The 16,440-nt window shown below is 40.9% G+C and carries 16 protein-coding genes; 5 read left to right on the top strand and 11 right to left on the bottom strand.

Translation table 11 applies throughout. The features are described from left to right. The first annotated feature begins 115 nt into the window (after positions 1-115). Both ruvA and ruvB read left to right on the top strand, forming a co-directional pair. Positions 116-718 carry a Holliday junction branch migration protein RuvA gene (gene ruvA, locus AC1M83_RS00980; protein ID WP_481589765.1) on the top strand — a complete coding sequence of 201 codons (603 nt, stop codon included), beginning with the start codon at positions 116-118 and terminating at the stop codon, positions 716-718. 11 nt (positions 719-729) lie between these two features. Beyond that, positions 730-1,737 (top strand): Holliday junction branch migration DNA helicase RuvB, encoded by a 1,008-nt coding sequence (gene ruvB, locus AC1M83_RS00975; RefSeq protein ID WP_035265728.1) that lies wholly within the window; start codon positions 730-732, stop codon positions 1,735-1,737. Positions 1,738-1,751: 14 nt separating this feature from the next. Here the strand turns inward: ruvB and AC1M83_RS00970 are convergent, their stop codons facing one another. Next, positions 1,752-2,534, bottom strand: a complete 783-nt coding sequence (locus tag AC1M83_RS00970; protein ID WP_481589764.1) for a hypothetical protein — start codon at positions 2,532-2,534, stop codon at positions 1,752-1,754. A 206-nt stretch (positions 2,535-2,740) separates the two neighbouring features. Between AC1M83_RS00970 and AC1M83_RS00965 the strand changes: the two genes are divergently transcribed. Together AC1M83_RS00965 and AC1M83_RS00960 are read left to right on the top strand one after the other, a co-directional pair. Further along, entirely contained in the window at positions 2,741-4,093 is a 1,353-nt protein-coding gene (locus tag AC1M83_RS00965; protein WP_481589763.1) for an amidohydrolase, read from the top strand. 269 nt (positions 4,094-4,362) lie between these two features. Further along, a complete protein-coding gene (locus AC1M83_RS00960) occupies positions 4,363-4,968 on the top strand; it encodes an OmpW/AlkL family protein (protein ID WP_481589762.1) in 606 nt (201 codons plus the stop codon). Positions 4,969-5,024: 56 nt separating this feature from the next. Here AC1M83_RS00960 and AC1M83_RS00955 read toward each other — a convergent pair whose 3' ends face one another. From AC1M83_RS00955 to AC1M83_RS00930, 6 genes are all read right to left on the bottom strand, one after another. Further along, positions 5,025-6,086: a 2Fe-2S iron-sulfur cluster-binding protein gene (locus AC1M83_RS00955; protein ID WP_481588462.1), complete on the bottom strand. Its 1,062-nt coding sequence runs from the start codon at positions 6,084-6,086 to the stop codon at positions 5,025-5,027. 11 nt (positions 6,087-6,097) lie between these two features. Next, positions 6,098-6,460: a phenol hydroxylase subunit P4 gene (locus AC1M83_RS00950; protein WP_481589761.1), complete on the bottom strand. Its 363-nt coding sequence runs from the start codon at positions 6,458-6,460 to the stop codon at positions 6,098-6,100. Between the two features lie 68 nt (positions 6,461-6,528). Continuing rightward, positions 6,529-8,052: an aromatic/alkene/methane monooxygenase hydroxylase/oxygenase subunit alpha gene (locus tag AC1M83_RS00945; protein ID WP_180102744.1), complete on the bottom strand. Its 1,524-nt coding sequence runs from the start codon at positions 8,050-8,052 to the stop codon at positions 6,529-6,531. Between the two features lie 62 nt (positions 8,053-8,114). After that, positions 8,115-8,381: an MmoB/DmpM family protein gene (locus tag AC1M83_RS00940; protein ID WP_179998393.1), complete on the bottom strand. Its 267-nt coding sequence runs from the start codon at positions 8,379-8,381 to the stop codon at positions 8,115-8,117. A gap of 11 nt (positions 8,382-8,392) precedes the next feature. Continuing rightward, positions 8,393-9,397: an aromatic/alkene monooxygenase hydroxylase subunit beta gene (locus tag AC1M83_RS00935; RefSeq protein WP_481589760.1), complete on the bottom strand. Its 1,005-nt coding sequence runs from the start codon at positions 9,395-9,397 to the stop codon at positions 8,393-8,395. Positions 9,398-9,418: 21 nt separating this feature from the next. Continuing rightward, positions 9,419-9,706 (bottom strand): phenol hydroxylase subunit, encoded by a 288-nt coding sequence (locus tag AC1M83_RS00930; RefSeq protein WP_481589759.1) that lies wholly within the window; start codon positions 9,704-9,706, stop codon positions 9,419-9,421. Between the two features lie 338 nt (positions 9,707-10,044). Between AC1M83_RS00930 and mobR the strand changes: the two genes are divergently transcribed. After that, entirely contained in the window at positions 10,045-11,721 is a 1,677-nt protein-coding gene (gene mobR / locus AC1M83_RS00925; protein WP_481589758.1) for a phenol degradation transcriptional regulator MobR, read from the top strand. A 32-nt stretch (positions 11,722-11,753) separates the two neighbouring features. On the opposite strand, the gene AC1M83_RS00920 is transcribed toward mobR, so the two are convergent. The 4 genes from AC1M83_RS00920 to AC1M83_RS00905 form a co-directional block, all read right to left on the bottom strand. Then, entirely contained in the window at positions 11,754-13,334 is a 1,581-nt protein-coding gene (locus tag AC1M83_RS00920) for a sigma 54-interacting transcriptional regulator (RefSeq protein ID WP_481590053.1), read from the bottom strand. A gap of 314 nt (positions 13,335-13,648) precedes the next feature. Then, complete coding sequence (locus tag AC1M83_RS00915; protein ID WP_481590052.1) at positions 13,649-14,557, bottom strand: alpha/beta hydrolase; 909 nt, start codon at positions 14,555-14,557, stop codon at positions 13,649-13,651. A 12-nt stretch (positions 14,558-14,569) separates the two neighbouring features. Further along, positions 14,570-15,352, bottom strand: a complete 783-nt coding sequence (locus AC1M83_RS00910; RefSeq protein ID WP_481589757.1) for an NAD(P)/FAD-dependent oxidoreductase — start codon at positions 15,350-15,352, stop codon at positions 14,570-14,572. A gap of 156 nt (positions 15,353-15,508) precedes the next feature. Next, on the bottom strand, positions 15,509-16,231 hold the full coding sequence (locus tag AC1M83_RS00905) for a flavin-containing monooxygenase (protein ID WP_481589756.1): 723 nt from the start codon (positions 16,229-16,231) through the stop codon (positions 15,509-15,511). Positions 16,232-16,440 lie beyond the last annotated feature (209 nt).

Here is a 16,440-nt window from a genome sequence, read left to right as displayed (position 1 = left end):
AAATTAGTGTTCAGGAAAAGAGCATAAAGTGTTTTTTGATTTTGCGTTCTGAAGCAATGAACACTACTATGCTGACATAGTGAATTTAACATCGACAAATAAGTGAAATAATTGAATGATTGGATGTCTTATTGGTGAAGTGCTTGCTTTAGAAGCACCAACAGTTTTATTGAATGTAAATGGTGTTGGCTATGAGGTTGATACACCTCTCTCAACATTTTGCCAATTACAGAAAGGACAAAAAGTCACATTGTGGACGCACTTGGCTGTACGTGAAGATGCCCAATTACTGTATGGATTTTCCAACGCACAAGAAAAAAGTATTTTCCGCACTTTACTTAAAGTGAACGGCGTTGGTCCAAAAATGGCACTGGGTATTCTCTCAACACTCAGCGTAGACATGCTTATTCATACTGTTGAACATGAAGATGTAAACACTTTAGTCAAAGTTCCGGGTGTAGGCAAAAAGACCGCAGAGCGTTTGATGATTGAACTTCGAGATCGCTTTAAAGCGCTTGCAGCTCAGCCATCCACATCAAACTCTACAACAACGCAAATTCAGTTTACGGGTAACTCTGCTGTCGCTGAGGCTGAAGCTGCTTTACAGTCATTAGGTTACAAGCCACTAGAAGCACAAAAGTTAGTCAATGCCGTTAAAGGTGACTTCACTGAGGCATCCGATATTATCCGTGCTGCTTTAAAATCGATGAATAAATAAGATCTCATATTATGCAAGACCGTATTATCAGTGGTTCTGAAAAACCAGAAGATCATTTTGATCGTGCCATTCGACCAACATCATTAGATGATTATATTGGTCAACCTGTTGTGCGTGAGCAGATGGAAATTTTCATTGGTGCAGCTCGTGGACGTGGTGAAGCTTTAGACCATACCTTGATTTTTGGTCCTCCGGGTTTAGGTAAAACCACACTTGCCAATATTATCGCGCGTGAAATGGGTGGCAATCTCAAATCCACCTCAGGTCCTGTGTTAGAGCGCGCTGGTGATTTGGCAGCAATGCTCACTAACTTAGAAGAAGGTGACGTTTTATTTATTGATGAGATTCACCGTCTCTCTCCAGTGATCGAGGAAATCCTTTATCCTGCAATGGAAGATTACCAACTGGATATTATGATTGGTGAAGGCCCTGCTGCGCGTTCAATTAAGTTGGATTTACCGCCATTCACTTTAGTCGCTGCGACTACTCGTGCCGGTTTATTGACCTCTCCGCTTCGAGATCGTTTTGGTATCGTCCAACGATTAGAGTTCTATTCAGTTGAAGATTTGACCCATATCGTGACTCGTTCTGCAAATCTGATGGATGTTCCAATCACAGAAGCTGGTTCTAAGGAAGTGGCTCGTCGTTCTCGTGGTACGCCTCGTATCGCAAACCGTTTACTGCGTCGTGTACGTGACTATGCGCAAGTGAAAGGTACAGGTGAGGTCACACAAGAAATGGCGCAACGTGCGCTTGATATGTTGAATGTGGATAAAGATGGTTTAGATACACTCGACCGTCGTTACCTGTCGATGCTGTTAGAACGTTTTGATGGTGGTCCTGCAGGTGTTGAAGCTTTAGCAGCGGCTATGGCAGAAGATTCAGGTACACTGGAAGATGTGATTGAACCGTATCTGATTCAACAAGGTTATGTGATGCGTACCGCCCGTGGTCGTATTGCCACCAATCAGGCGTATTTGCAGTTTGGTATGACACCACCTGAGCCGAAAGAGAAGTGATTTATGAAAGCAGCTTAGGCTGCTTTTCTATTTAATAAATCCCTAAATTCATTTAGAAATTTCAATGACAATTTTCTTATACCGAAAATTAACTTTAAATTTTCAAATTCCCTTATTACCATTTCAATCTTATCTAAATGTTGTTGATCAATGTCGCTTTCTCTATATATTTCAATCATCGCCCTAATGGAAATATCATCGACTTTTTTCTTCTGCTTTAGACACTCTATAACACTTTGCATAAAAAACCTGATTGCATAATGAATATTAAAAAATTTATCTATATCATCATTATCTTTAGAATAATATAAACTTATATCGGCTATTAAATACTGATGTTCATCTATTAAGTTTTCGAGATCGTTAATTTTATCTTCTTGGAAACTTCTAACGATTTTTATAAATTTTTCTGAATTTTTGAAATATGTAGCAACAATTTCTCGTTTCCTAAGCTCATTTTCAAAATCCCTTTTTGCATTAATTTCTAATACTAAAGCCTTGAAGGAGTGCTTAGTCAAAATAAAGCTTCTAACTCCAAACCAATATGCTAATCCCGTAGCACATAATGCTAAAAATACTGCTATTCCAGTGGCATAATCAAAAGAAGACACTGCAATATTGGTACTATTTTCAAAAGATGAAATTGCAGTTGTATCTTCTGAATGGGTTATGTCTAAAGGTATTTTCTGCGTTTCAGGATCAACTTGGATATAAGTTATCACAGGCTGTTGCGGCACAGTCCATGGAAGTTGAATCATGACATCTGGATTATGCTTTAGTTCTTCTTCAACGCCCATTAGCTCCCCCACAACTATTAAAATAATTATTTAAAATGAATAATTTACAAATAATAACAACTTTAAATCTATGGATAAAGCATTAAAAATCAATGCTTCATGGTCACTATACTTTTCATGTATTTCGATATACCTCTTAAGTTTTGCAACCATCAGAAGTGAATGAGAAGCTCCTAAAACTTTTGGATTTTTAGGACATTGAGTTCATGATTTCACTTAGGCTATTTACTGCTTGTACCATCTTGCCCCTTTGTTCAACCTTGAGTTTTGCAGATTGGGTTGATGATGGTGTGAACGCTGTTGAACAACATACCATCAAATTAAGACAGCACATTCACCAACATCCCGAACTCGGCAATATGGAATTTAAAACCTCGGCTCTGGTTCAAAAAGAATTAAAAAAATATGGAATTGAAGTCCGCACAGGCTATGCCAAAACAGGTGTAATCGGAATTCTTAAAGGTGCAAAACCTGGCCCAGTGATGGCATTACGTGCAGATATGGATGCATTACCTATCGAGGAAAAAACAGGACTTTCTTTTGCGAGTAAAGCAAAGGCAACCTATCAAGGTAAAGAAACGCCAGTGATGCATGCCTGTGGACATGATGCTCACACAGCAATGTTACTCGGCGCTGCAAAAGTGCTTTCGGAAAATAAAGATAAAATTGCAGGTACTGTTGTGTTTGTCTTCCAACCAGCTGAAGAAGGTGGAGCAGATATCGATAACTTTAGCCATGGCGATCAAATTGGTTCACGTAAGATGATTGCAGATGGGGCTTTAAAAAATCCTAAGCCTGAAGTGATCTTCGGTATGCATGTTATGGCGGGTATGCCAAGTGGTCATATTTTTTATAAAGATGGCACTATTTTAAACAGTGCAGATCATTTGCGCATTCAGGTCAGTGGAAAACAAGTTCATGGTTCTATGCCATGGCTAGGACGTGATCCCATTTATGCTTCATCTCAAATGATTAGTAATATGCAGAGTTTGATCAGCCGTCGTGCAGATTTAACCAAAGGTATGGGGGCAATCAGTATTGGCAGTATCCAAGGTGGAACGGTAGGAAATGTGATACCAGAGCAAGTCAATATGGTTGGCACGATTCGATCAAATAATGAAGAAGTCCGCCAGAATATTCTCAAGGATTTACCAAAGCTCATCGAACATAATGCTCATGCAAATGACGTAAGAGCCAAAGTAGAAATTGCCGCTTATGCCCCCGTCACTACGAACGATAAAACACTAACTCAACTCATCGCGCCCTCACTTGCGAAAGTTCATGGCGAAGATAAATTACATGTGCTCGAGAACAATGCGAGTGCAAGTGAAGACTTTGCCTATTATGGTCAACTTATGCCTTCATTGTTCATTTTCGTTGGTGCAACACCTCAAGATCAAGAGATGAGTAAGGCTGCACCCAATCATAACCCTCAATTTATTGTAGATGATGCGACATTAAAAACTGGCGTTGAAAGCCACATCCGTTTTGTGATGGACTATCCGAATATTGCACAGCAAGTTCAAAAAGACTGGATAAAAACACACAATAAGGTTTAAATCATTTTAATGGTAAGTTGAATTAAGGAGAGTCTAGAACGATAATTCTTGACTCTTCTCAAATACATATTTTATTGAAATGCAAATTTCATTATTTCATTAAATTTCAATCGTACTTTTTATCTAATAAATGAAATGATGAAAACCATAAATCTAAAAAACAAACAAGTTATTGATTTTTTTAAAAAAATAAACATGGTACAACTATTGCAATATTCCTAATCAATTTCAAAGTAATGAAATTGACTATATTTAAAGGAATAAATTTGATGAAAAAAACAATACTCTGTACCAGTTTGGCCCTAACGGTAAGCACCGCAATTTCTGCCTCACCTTTACTTTCGCATGGCAAGTATCTGCGCTTTGGTATTACCCAGATTGAAGCAGACACACATCCTGGCCTGTTATTTAACAGTGTTGAAACCTCAATTGGTGAAAGTTATCGACCAACCCTAGCCATGGGGCTATTCCTCAGTGACAACATCAGCCTAGATTTATTAGCTGGTATCCCGCCACAACATAATTTTTATGGTGATGGAGTCAAACTAGGCAGCACCAAATATCTGCCACCCACCTTGAGTCTCCAGTACCATTTCAAACCTAAAGGTAATATCAATCCTTATCTAGGCATCGGTTACAACTATGTCTATTTTTATGATACTGACAGTACAGATGGTTCAGATGTTGATCTGTCCAATTCACATGGCATCGCGTTTAACGCCGGCCTAGAATATTTCATCACTAATAAAATTAGTCTAGGTTTTGATTATCGTTATGTCAAAGTAGACAGCGTTGTGAAAATCAATGGTGCGGATGCAGGTAATCTCAAAATTGATCCAAGTCTCTACAGCCTTACACTGGCTTATCATTTTTAAATCATTCAATAAAAAAACAGCCATTTGGCTGTTTTTTATATTCACCTATCAGGCACTTAGATATGTTTAAATAGTGCTGAACGTGATTGATCCGATGCGCCATCGGCCGCACTGAGAAAGCGTTCTGTATGAATATCTCGTTCAAACAGACGACTTTGCATTAACGTGGAAATCGCAGCATCAATCATGAGTGGTGGACCGCACAAATAAGCTTTATGACCAGAACATTTATTTTCAAAATAATCTGCTACGGCTTCATGTACAAATCCGGTAAATCCATCCCATTGGTCTTCGGGCTTCGGGGCATTCAAGGCTGGTATATAACGGAAATTCGGATATTGTTTTACCCAACCTTCAAATATTTCACGGTTATACAGTTCTGCAACATCACGTGCACCTTGGAATAAATAAATGGTACGGTTATCACCTTGTTCTAATAAATCTTGAATCATTGATTGAGGGCTAGATAGGCCCGAACCACCTGCAATAAAAATCACATCCTTCGTATCAGACTTGCGTACAAAGAATTGTCCATACGGTCCGGAAATTTCTAGCTGGTCGCCAGTCTTTAATGATTCATGGACATAAGTAGTCGCTGCGCCACGCGGTACTTGGCGGATATGTAATTCAACAATACCTTCCTCACTGGGGGAATTGGCGATTGAAAAGGCGCGTGTACCTTCAATTCCAGGGAATTGTATATTGATATATTGCCCAGCTTGGAATTGCATTGGACGGTCTAAAGCTAGACGTACGCCCTTAATTGTCGGTGAGAGATCTTTGATCTCAATCACTTCAGCCTGAAAATCTTCGACTAGATAACCAAGGAAGTCTTCATCCTCATCAACATCAGCTTCAATGACCATATCTGATTCTGGTTTGCAGCAACATGCGAGAACTTTATTTTCTTCACGCTCAATGTCCATTAATGCAAATGGAGAAGCTTCACCAACATCATAATATCCATCTGTCACCTGCACTTTACAGGTACCGCAGGTGCCATGACCACAGGCAAATGGAAGCCATACACCCTGACGTAATGCTGCATCCAAAATGGTTTGATCTTCTTCGACTTCAATGGTGGTTCCAATCGGTTCAATCGTGACTTGATAACTCATTTCAGCGCTCCTTAAACATGACGATGCTGGTAACCATCCAGCCCAGGTGTAATGAAGCGCAATAGTGATTTATGACCAATATTTTGACTTGCCAAGCTTTGATCCAGTTTCGGTTGGAACGACTTACCATCTAACAAATATTCGACTTTTGACCAATCAATTTCAGTAAATTCAGGATGTTGGTGGAAACCACCTTGTATCTGTTGATCAATTAAATCCTGAAAGCTTTGCTGTGGAGATGCCAACATGGCATGTGCCGCACAGTATAAGGTGTGATGATCCCATCCCACATAAATCAGAATGTTGTCGCCATAATGTTTTTGTAGATCACGCGGTTCAAAATCATATTGGTTGTTAATTGCTTTTACTGGCATATCCCTAAACTCCTAAATTCCATGAGTAAGCTGGATAGCCCATTTTAGGACTATCCCCAGCTCGTGACTTACGCCACACCTTTCCATTTTTTCCAGCGTACCTGATCTGGAGAGCCTTCAATGTCTAAGTTGTCTGCACCGACATTAAAGCGGTAATATTCGCGCAACATCACTTCCAGATCAGGGCCACCACAGTTGCCTTGTAGAATTTGGTTCACTGGCAACCAAGCTTGTACATATTTCTCTGGTTCACGCTCGAAAATGTCATGGCAACCATCTGAACAAGTGTGATAACGCTCACCCTTATAGACACTGCTGCGGTAACTGAACATGGTCTGATCACCATCCATTTCAGTAAAGGTCATCGGTACCTGACAGATTTGGCACAGCTGTGGCAAGCCCGCACTATAGAAACGTTTACCTTCCGCTTCCATCTTGCGTGCTAACTCCCAACGTGGACGGTAATATTTGTCAAACGTGTCTGGATATTTTTCTGATAACCAATCCATTTCTTCATCGGTTGGAATCCAAGTGTGGAAGCCAGCCGCATGACCAAAGTTATAGAAAATCCACCATGCTTGATGCGAGACGTGCTCTTTTTCTTTTTCAATGACTTCAGAATATTTAGGCATACGAATGCCGTAGCGGCTCAGGTCTTTAAAGAGCGCCCCACCCGCTTCTTCAAAATAAGTTTCCCATGCTTCTTTCCATGACATAACTTTGTTTGGCAGCATGTAATCCATCATCATGCCGACAATTGATAGTAATCGAGTGCCACGCCAGAACCATTTATCAATCCACTCCTGTACGATCGGCACGTTGTCTTCATGCTGTTCCAGTAGGAATTTGACAATTTCCAGTCCTAGTGTCATATGACGCGCTTCATCTGACTGCGCGCTAAAGCCGAATGTGACGGTTGCCATATCACCGTTATGGGCAGCACCAGACATGAAGGGTACAAACAGCAAGTTGGTCAACACATATTCAAAGGCAAAACTGATAGCCAGTAAGAATTCAAATGGGCCTGCAGAACGCGCATCTTCAAAGAATGATTTAGGTACAGATAAATACCAAACGCGGTCATGCATGTGTGACCAATCTTGGAAGCCATCAAAGAATTTGTTGTAATGGCTCATCGCATGAATCTGCGTTTGCACATGACGCAATTCATCAATGGACTGCATTTGGGACGCAATACGTGCACCAACACCACTGAACTGACGTCCTACATGGGCATAACCTTGGAAGGCTTGATATTCCAATGGCGTTACAGCAGTTAAAAACAGTTTAATGGCATTTAAATAGCGTTCGTTGGTGACATTCAACTGACCATTATTTTGTGCAAAAGCATCAAAAATTGCGTAGAGCTTTTTCTCTTTTTCCGCTTGATATTTCCAGTAGGCATCCATGGTTAGGCGGAATGGATCTTCCCATTTCGACCAATCCGTAATTTTAATGCCTTCAAATTCTTCATAAGGAAATGCTTCTTTACGGTCTGCATAGGAAAACTCCCAGTCCAGATCACGCGTGAGTGCACGGTAACGGTCTTTGGCATTCAGTTTTTTGCCAATTGCATTAATTTTAGAATTCATACCTGAGGTCCTTTATTCTTTTGATATACCGCTTCAATGCGGCACATTGACGCTTACTTTTTTTAATTCCAGTGTAGACGGAACGTATCGTCATCTTCTTCAACGTTGCCGCCCAACGTGATCATGTTGAGCTGCAAAGATTGAATATCCCATTCTTGGCCCAATTTTTCCGAAACCGTTTCCGCACGAACAATCAGCCCTTTCTCACTTTCTACGCGAATCATGGCAGGTAAATACTGAATGGTGGCGTCAGGATTATCTTCTTCAATCGCTTCAATGATGTAACGTGAGGTATCGTTATCTTGTAATGCCAAATACACTTTAGACATGCTGCTTCTCCTTAAGCCTGTGCCACTTGTTCGAGATCTATTCCAATTTTTTTACTGCGCTCCAGCAGTTTTTTTTCAGCGAGTTCAATGGCACCTGCAGATAATGCTTGTTCTGCCCAAGGTGTAAATGCCGCTTTGACTTCGGGTAGGTATTCCGCCAGCCATTGACTTAACAATTGCTTATTTTCAATTGATTCTGCTGTCGCTGTTTTAAGTACGCTGTCTGACCATTTGCGCAGATCTGTTAAGGCTTCTTGCATAAACTCGGTGAGCATTGCCAAATCACGAGCTTGGTGATCTGCTAACCATTGATCAAATTGGGTATAGACCAGTTCAGACATAAAACTATCTATCACTAGGTTTTGTAATAAAAACAGCTTGAAATAGTCTTGTTCTGTCAGACTTTGTTCACATAGCTTGCGTAAACCTTGCCAAGCTGTATCGTTCATCCATGCCTGTTTTGCAGGTATTAACGACTCCCCCGTTCCACCATCCAAGGCTAAACCTACACGAGAAATATATTGCGCCATGCCGAGCCGATCCATCGCCGCATAAATACATGCTTGGGTCAGTACCGTGCCATAACCATAAGCACTTCCTGACATCATGTGCAGGTTGGCGGTTTGCTCCAAATGACGGAATGGAATAAACAACGAAATCACTTTTTCACGGACTTCTTCAGAAATATGTACAGCCAGCTGACGTTTCTCAAAAAAGTTAAAATTAGCTTCGGCAGTATCTTGTAAACGGGCGCGATGTTGCACATATGTCCCATAATAAAACTGACGTGGATCCTTAAATGCATACCAGTCCTGCATCACAATAGCTGTATGCGTTTTATCATTCAGTGTTTTCTCAGGTTTCCATAATGGTCGGTAATGGAAGTTGGTTTCAGCCTGAATATCAAAACTGACTTCCTGATAGCGGGTTGCAGGTTTATTGCCAAAACGGCGTTCAATGTAGGCGTAACTCTGGCGTATTGGTTCAATACTAGATGTTTTAATTTCAAGTGACATGGCTATCTCCTTAAGCTATTTCTAATGATCTTCATGATCTGGGATATATCGCTGTGCATTGACTAAAGTGACTTCAGTCCCATAGCGCCATTTTTCTTCTTCCTCATCATTTCTGGTTTTCTGTTCTTCAGTCATCTCGACGACTTGATTGGTCTCACAAAACTGTATAAAAGCTTCACGAGGTAGCACCAGTTCGACAAACAGACTTGGATCGTGAATAGCGAAATCAAATTCAACAAATTTAGCATCACGGTCACCCGTCACCCGGATATATTTGGTGAGTTGTGGCATCCCTATTTGATTTGTCATGACTAAGAATCCTTCTTGCTGGACAAACTTCCTTCCACATACATATATCAATTAGTGTGCCAACTTTTTAAGATATTGATTTATATAATATTTATTGTATTTAATGTCTTTTTTTTGAATTTTGATTTCATCAAATGATGAACACAATTAAAAAAATATTTATCAAATGATGAAAGACTATTTTCAACTCTTTTTTTATAAATATCCATCTGGCATTTTCATGCACTTTATGTACAGTATGATGATATGTATAAATTTTGAGTTCGTTATTAGTACACAAGTAATGAAAAAGTGCTTCATAGGATATTGAGCACAGAATAAAATGAAGGACATTGCGCATGCAGCCATTTTTGAAGCCACAACAAGATATTCAGGACCTGATTGACCGGATTAAGTTCGATGCCGCTCATGGTCAGATTTGGTTTGAAGAAAATCGTATGTTGTTGCTACATACCGATATTTTTGGTTTTCTACGCAAAGACTTGCACGATATGCTGGGTTATGAGCCAGCCAAAAGGTTCTTTATTCGTTGTGGTTATCAGGCTGGTATGAGAGATGCCGAAGCCACTGCACAACTTCGTCCAGACCTCAATGAAACAGAGGCTTTTATGGCAGGACCACAAATGCATGGTATTCGTGGGATGGTACAGGTCGAAGTCAATACACTTCAGCTGAGCCATCGCAACCATGAGTTCTATGCCGACTTTAACTGGCGACATTCCTTTGAAGGTGAAGTTCACCTGAGCGAATTTGGTAAATCCGATGAACCTGCTTGCTGGCTACAACTTGGTTATGCTTGTGGATATAGCAGCTATGTCATGGGACAAACCATTATTTATCAGGAAACCCAATGTATTGCCCAAGGTCATGATCATTGTCAGATCATTGGTAAACCCTTAACTGAATGGGAAAATGCTGAAGAACTTGTACAATTTATGTCTCCTGACCCTATATCGGACGAAATCATTGCATTACGCGCTGAATTGAATCAGCTAAAACACGATATTTATACTCGTGCCGAGGTCGACTACAGCATGTTTAATGCGGTCGGAGAATCTGCGGCTTACCGCAATGTCTGTGACCTCCTCAAAAAAGCGGCTGGCAGTAAAGTGGCCGTACTCCTGTCTGGGGAAACAGGTGTTGGTAAGGAGGCTTTTGCACGAGGTATTCACTATGCAAGTCCACGTAAAGATAAGCCTTTTATCGCAGTTAACTGTGCTTGTATCCCACATGACCTCATTGAAGCTGAGCTCTTTGGCGTAGAAAAGGGGGCTTTCACAGGAGCAGTCAGTCAACGAATAGGTAAATTTGAACGTGCCCATCAAGGTACGATTTTTCTGGATGAACTGGCTGAGTTATCCCCTCGTGCCCAAGCAGCCTTATTACGAATGCTGCAAGAAGGTGAATTTGAGCGTGTAGGCGATTATCAGACCCGAAAAGTCGATGTTAGAGTGGTAGCTGCTACCAATGAAGATCTAGAATTAGCTGTCAAAGAGGGTCGATTCCGTGCCGATCTGTATTTTCGCCTAAACATTTTTCCGGTACGTATTCCGCCATTACGTGAACGGCGGGAGGACATTCCCCTGCTGGTCAGTCATTTTCTTAAACGCTTTGAAAATATATATGACAAAAAATTTAAAGGACTGAGTGACAAAGCCAAACATTTCTTTATAAATTATAATTGGCCAGGCAATATCCGTGAATTAGAGAATGTGCTGGAACGCGCAGCACTACTCACAGATGATCAACAAGAGATTAAACTACGCGATTTATTTCCCGATGTTGTAGCCGCTGAGGCAAATAACTATCGGGAAACATTCCCTTCCAAATCATTTAATTCACAAAAAATTGCAGAACTATTTACTCCTGACTTTTCATTGGAGCATTACGAACAGCAGATTATTGTACAAGCCATGCAACAGAGTCAGAACAATGTCTCCGAAGCAGCACGTTTACTCGGCATTAGCCGGGCAACATTGGATTATCGCTTAAAGAAATATAGGGCCTTATCCTAAGGCTCTATATTTCATACCCAAACACCCTCAACTTATATTACTGCGTGCTTTTTTAATCGGTATTCCAGTGCACTTCGTGTCATATTCAAATAACGTGCAGCTTTCGACACGTTGCCGCGATACTTTTGCAAAGCTGTTTGTAAAATCGTGGCTTCGACATATTCAATATCTAGCTGTTCTGAATTGTGCATCAGATTTTCAATGAACTGATCCAGATCACTATGAGTAGCAATGCCTTTGATGCCATTCACTTTCTGCTTATGTTGGCTAACAAAGCTCTGAATTACATTATCTTCCAACATCAGGTCTTCTAAGTCCAATGGCGCATCATTGGACAATAGCACTGCCCGTTCCACAATATTTCGCAGTTCGCGGATATTCCCCGGCCACTCATAACTATTGAAGAAAGCATAAACCCGGTCACTAAATCCGTTGAAGGTCTTCTCGTACTGCTTTTCAAAGAACCGAATATAATATTCCAGCAGTAAATTAATGTCTTCCCGACGCTCCTTCAATGATGGGATTAATACCGGATAAGTGGCAAGCCGGTAATATAAATCACTGCGGAAACGTCCTTCATCTACTGCTTTTTTCAGACTTTCATTACAAGCGACCACCACCCTGACATTGGTCTTGCGAGTCTTGGTATCCCCCACCCGTTCAAACTCTCCAGTTTGCAAAACACGAAGCAAAGACGCCTGTGCTTTAGGGGATAGCTCGATAATTTCGTCCAGGAAAATGGTGCCCCCATCTGCCCGTTCAAATTTACCAATGCGGTTTTCAGTCGCCCCGGTAAATGCGCCTTTATTACTACCAAACAATTCCGCTTCAATCAGTTGCTCTGGCAGACAGGCACAGTTAATTGCGACAAATTCTTTATCTTTACGGGCACTATTCTGATGGATACCACGCGCAAATGCTTCTTTCCCAACCCCTGTACTGCCTTGTAGCAATACCGTAATATCCGACTCTGCTGCCTTGAGCAATAACTGGCACACTCTGGCAAAGGTCTTGGATTTTCCTATGGCATCAAAGTAGCTGTTGGAAAATAATGGTTTAATAGTTTCAATGAAATATTCAGATTTCAATCCAAAATGACGGTCCTGACCTTCATGGCTTTCAATCCGGCAACACTCATCTCCTTTGGCAACACAATGTGTTTCGACATAATGAAAGGGAGCATTTAAAAATTTTGAGGTATAACCACTGGAATAGCCCGTCAACCACCAGCAGCAACAGTGTGTCGAGTAAGACCTGTTCTTAATTTGTGCATAGGCTTCATAGGAGTCATTCCATTTGAATATACCTTTAAACTTGTTCTGCTTGGGATTGAAATCCAGCGTCTCAATATCAACATTTACCATGCCACGAATCTTGGCCAGTTGAGGTCCGGCCACAAAAGCTGACAACTGATCATCTGCGCGCAGTTTGAGCGCTCGCACAGCATCTTCACTACCAATTTCATAACCCCAGCGATAGATAACTTTTTTAGCTAGATCAATCCCATATTCATCAATTAAAAAATGCTTCAGTGTATACAAACTATTCGCATTAAAGAGAAGTGATCGATCTCCATCGAACCAGATTTTACCGTCCTCACTTTCAAAAGAAATTTTTACTAATAAAATCGCTAACCGATATATCCATATAATTTTTCATTGAGTATTACTCCATCCCTCAATTAATTTCAAATTTCCTGAACTGTTTGAATATATTATTATTTTTATAAATAAGCAGGCGTTTCTAGGTCAGTGTATAGATCGCCAATTTAGAAATACAGTGTCAAAGATGACAAAACTACAAAACACTACGTTTTGCTCCTTTGATTCATTCTTCAATCTCATCGAGCATATCAAGCACATATCGATAAGATTAATGCGCTTTGAATGTGAAAACCAGCCATTCACTGGCTGGTTTTGAATGGGAGTTATTTCTTTAAAAATCGAGCAATTTCCTCCCGAATCGTCTGGTGTTCAGGCACGACTGCAGATAGCCAGAAAATACCATGTACACCACCCCGAATACGCTTGATGGTGGTGGTTATACCTTGTTCGATTAAACGGAATCCATAATATTCCGCATCATCCCGCGATACTTCATATTCGGTGGTCACAATTAAAGTTTCTGGCGCAGCGGATAAATTGTCATACTGTAAAGGTGAATATTGAATAGACTGCCCATCTTGGATCTGATAATTTTTCCAGAACCAGTCCATATCCTGTTGCGAAATTAGATAACCATTTTCATCATTTCTTGAGGCAGAATCCATCTCAGGCTGTATCACTGGATATATTAAGATCTGTTTGGCAATCTTCATATCCTGTGATACAGCCCATAACGCAGATGTCGTTGCAAGATTCCCTCCTGCACTGTCACCTATGACTGAGATTTGATTCTCGTCACCGCCATATTCTTGAATATGTTGAAACACCCACTCCAATCCCTGTCTGGCATCTTCATGTGCGGCTGGAAACGGATGCTCAGGCGCCAAACGGTAATCCACTGACACCACAATATGTTGATTCATTTGCGCCAGCACATGGCAAGTTTCATCGGCTACAGCCAGCGAACCAGCGACAAAGCCACCTCCATGATAATACACCAGCACAGGGAGTGTTTTTCCTGCAAGTTCTGGCTGATAAATGCGCAGATAAGTTCCTGTGCGGTACTCAACATCGGTCGTTTTGGTTTTCACCTCGACCGGCTTTTGCATGTTGTGGAATGATTCAACTACTGCACGCACTTCATCTACCTGACTTTGATGAAAAGGTTTCACTCCTGCTTCTTGGATCTGACCGAGTAGAGTTGCAATTTCTTGAGTAATTGGCATATGAATTCTCCTGACCGATCAAGACACTTGTTGAAGTAAAGTACTGTTAGGATCGCCTGCTTTAAAATGAAAACCCTGATAACCTTTAGCAATCATCTCATCACAAATCGCACGATACTTCGGTGCTCCACCTAAATACACCAGGCAACGGCGTGGTTTTCCGGGAATATTGGCACCCATATACCAAGAATCCGTATTTGGTAGCAGACTTGCCTGAGCCAGCTCATTGGCATGATTCACCCATTCTTCTTCCGCTTGAGCATCTGCATCAACTTCAAGAAGCTGATGATCAATCATGTGTTGGATAATGCCTGTCGCAAGGTCAATATGATCTTCAATCGCTAAAGGCATGTTATATACCACTGAGGGACTTTGTGGACCTGTCACAAGAAATAAATTCGGGAATCCACTCATGGTATGCCCCAAATAGGTACGTGGTCCTTCTTTCCATTTTTCAGTCAGTTTTTCATGGTTCTTTCCTTGGATCCCTAACGCAAATAATGGTCCAGTCATGGCATCAAAACCGGTCGCCAGAATCAAGACATCCACCTCATGCAACTGATCACCAACCACAACGCCATTCTCATCAATACGGGAAATTGGAGTTTGTTTAACGTCAATTAAATGCACATTGTCCTGGTTAAATACTTCGTAATATCCACTTTCCATGGGTGGTCGTTTTGTGCCATAGCAATAATCTCTAGGTGCCAACAATTCTGCTACTTCTGGCCTTTTCACACGAGCATGAATTTTTTGACGAATAAACTCGGATACAGTTTCATTGGCTTTCGGATCAAACAAGATATCCTGATAACTATCAATAAACAGACGGAAACCACCACGCTGGTAACGGTCTTCATAAACTTTTAAACGTTCTTCTTCGGAAACTGCCAGTGCTGAAGGCTGTACTTCGTTATAAGGTACCCCCAGGAAATGATTGCGGGCATTATGTCTGATTCAAGTATATTTGGCCTTGTTCTCGAGATCTTCCTCTGCCTGAGTAGGCCCATTACCCAATGGAGTGGAGTAGTTTGGTGTACGCTGGAACACATATAACTCACCGACTTCTTTGGCAATTTCCGTAATAAGCTGGATACCCGTAGAACCAGTGCCAATTACACCAACACGTTTGCCTTTCAAGCTGATTGGTTGTTTTGGCCAGTTGCCGGTAATCAGTGTTGGACCTTTAAAGTTTTCTACACCTGGGAATTCCGGTTTTTTCGGCACGGACAATGTCCCTACACCAGAAATAAAGAAACGAGATTTAATGACTTCACCCTGATTGGTCGTTACTGTCCAATTTTTTTCTTGTTCATTCCAGACCACAGACGTGACTTTGGTATTGAAGGTGATGTACTTTCTCAGGTCAAAGCGATCTGCCACATGATTGAGATATCGTAGAATTTCTGGCTGGGCTGCAAATTTCTCACTCCAGGTCCATTCTTGCTGTAATTTTTCATCAAATGAATAGGAATAATGCACACTCTCAATATCACAACGTGCACCGGGATAATTATTCCAGTACCAAGTTCCACCGACATCCGGTGCACTTTCAAAAACGCGTACTGGAACTTTCATCTGATCACGCAGTTTGAATAAGGCATAAAGTCCAGTAAACCCTGCACCAACGACCGTCACGAAGGTGTCCACACCTTTTGTTAAAATACTTAAATTATCCATGAAACGTCTCCAGTGTTCTTAAATTATCCTTATGCTTAAATGTCCTATCTAAGCCACCAGATACTTCTCAAGGAGCGTGCCAAAATTTAACTACATGTTTTTTTATAAAAATATTTTATTTTCTAAGTAAAAAAATTCATGTTTTCACTAAATTAACTCTAATTCTCACATATACATGAATTTATAAAGGAGTTGAGAATGAAGGGAGT

The sequence above is a fragment of the Acinetobacter sp. 25-47-130 genome (assembly GCF_056779705.1).
The sequence above is the reverse complement of the archived record's forward strand: the minus strand, read 5'-3'. Positions and strand labels throughout refer to the sequence as shown.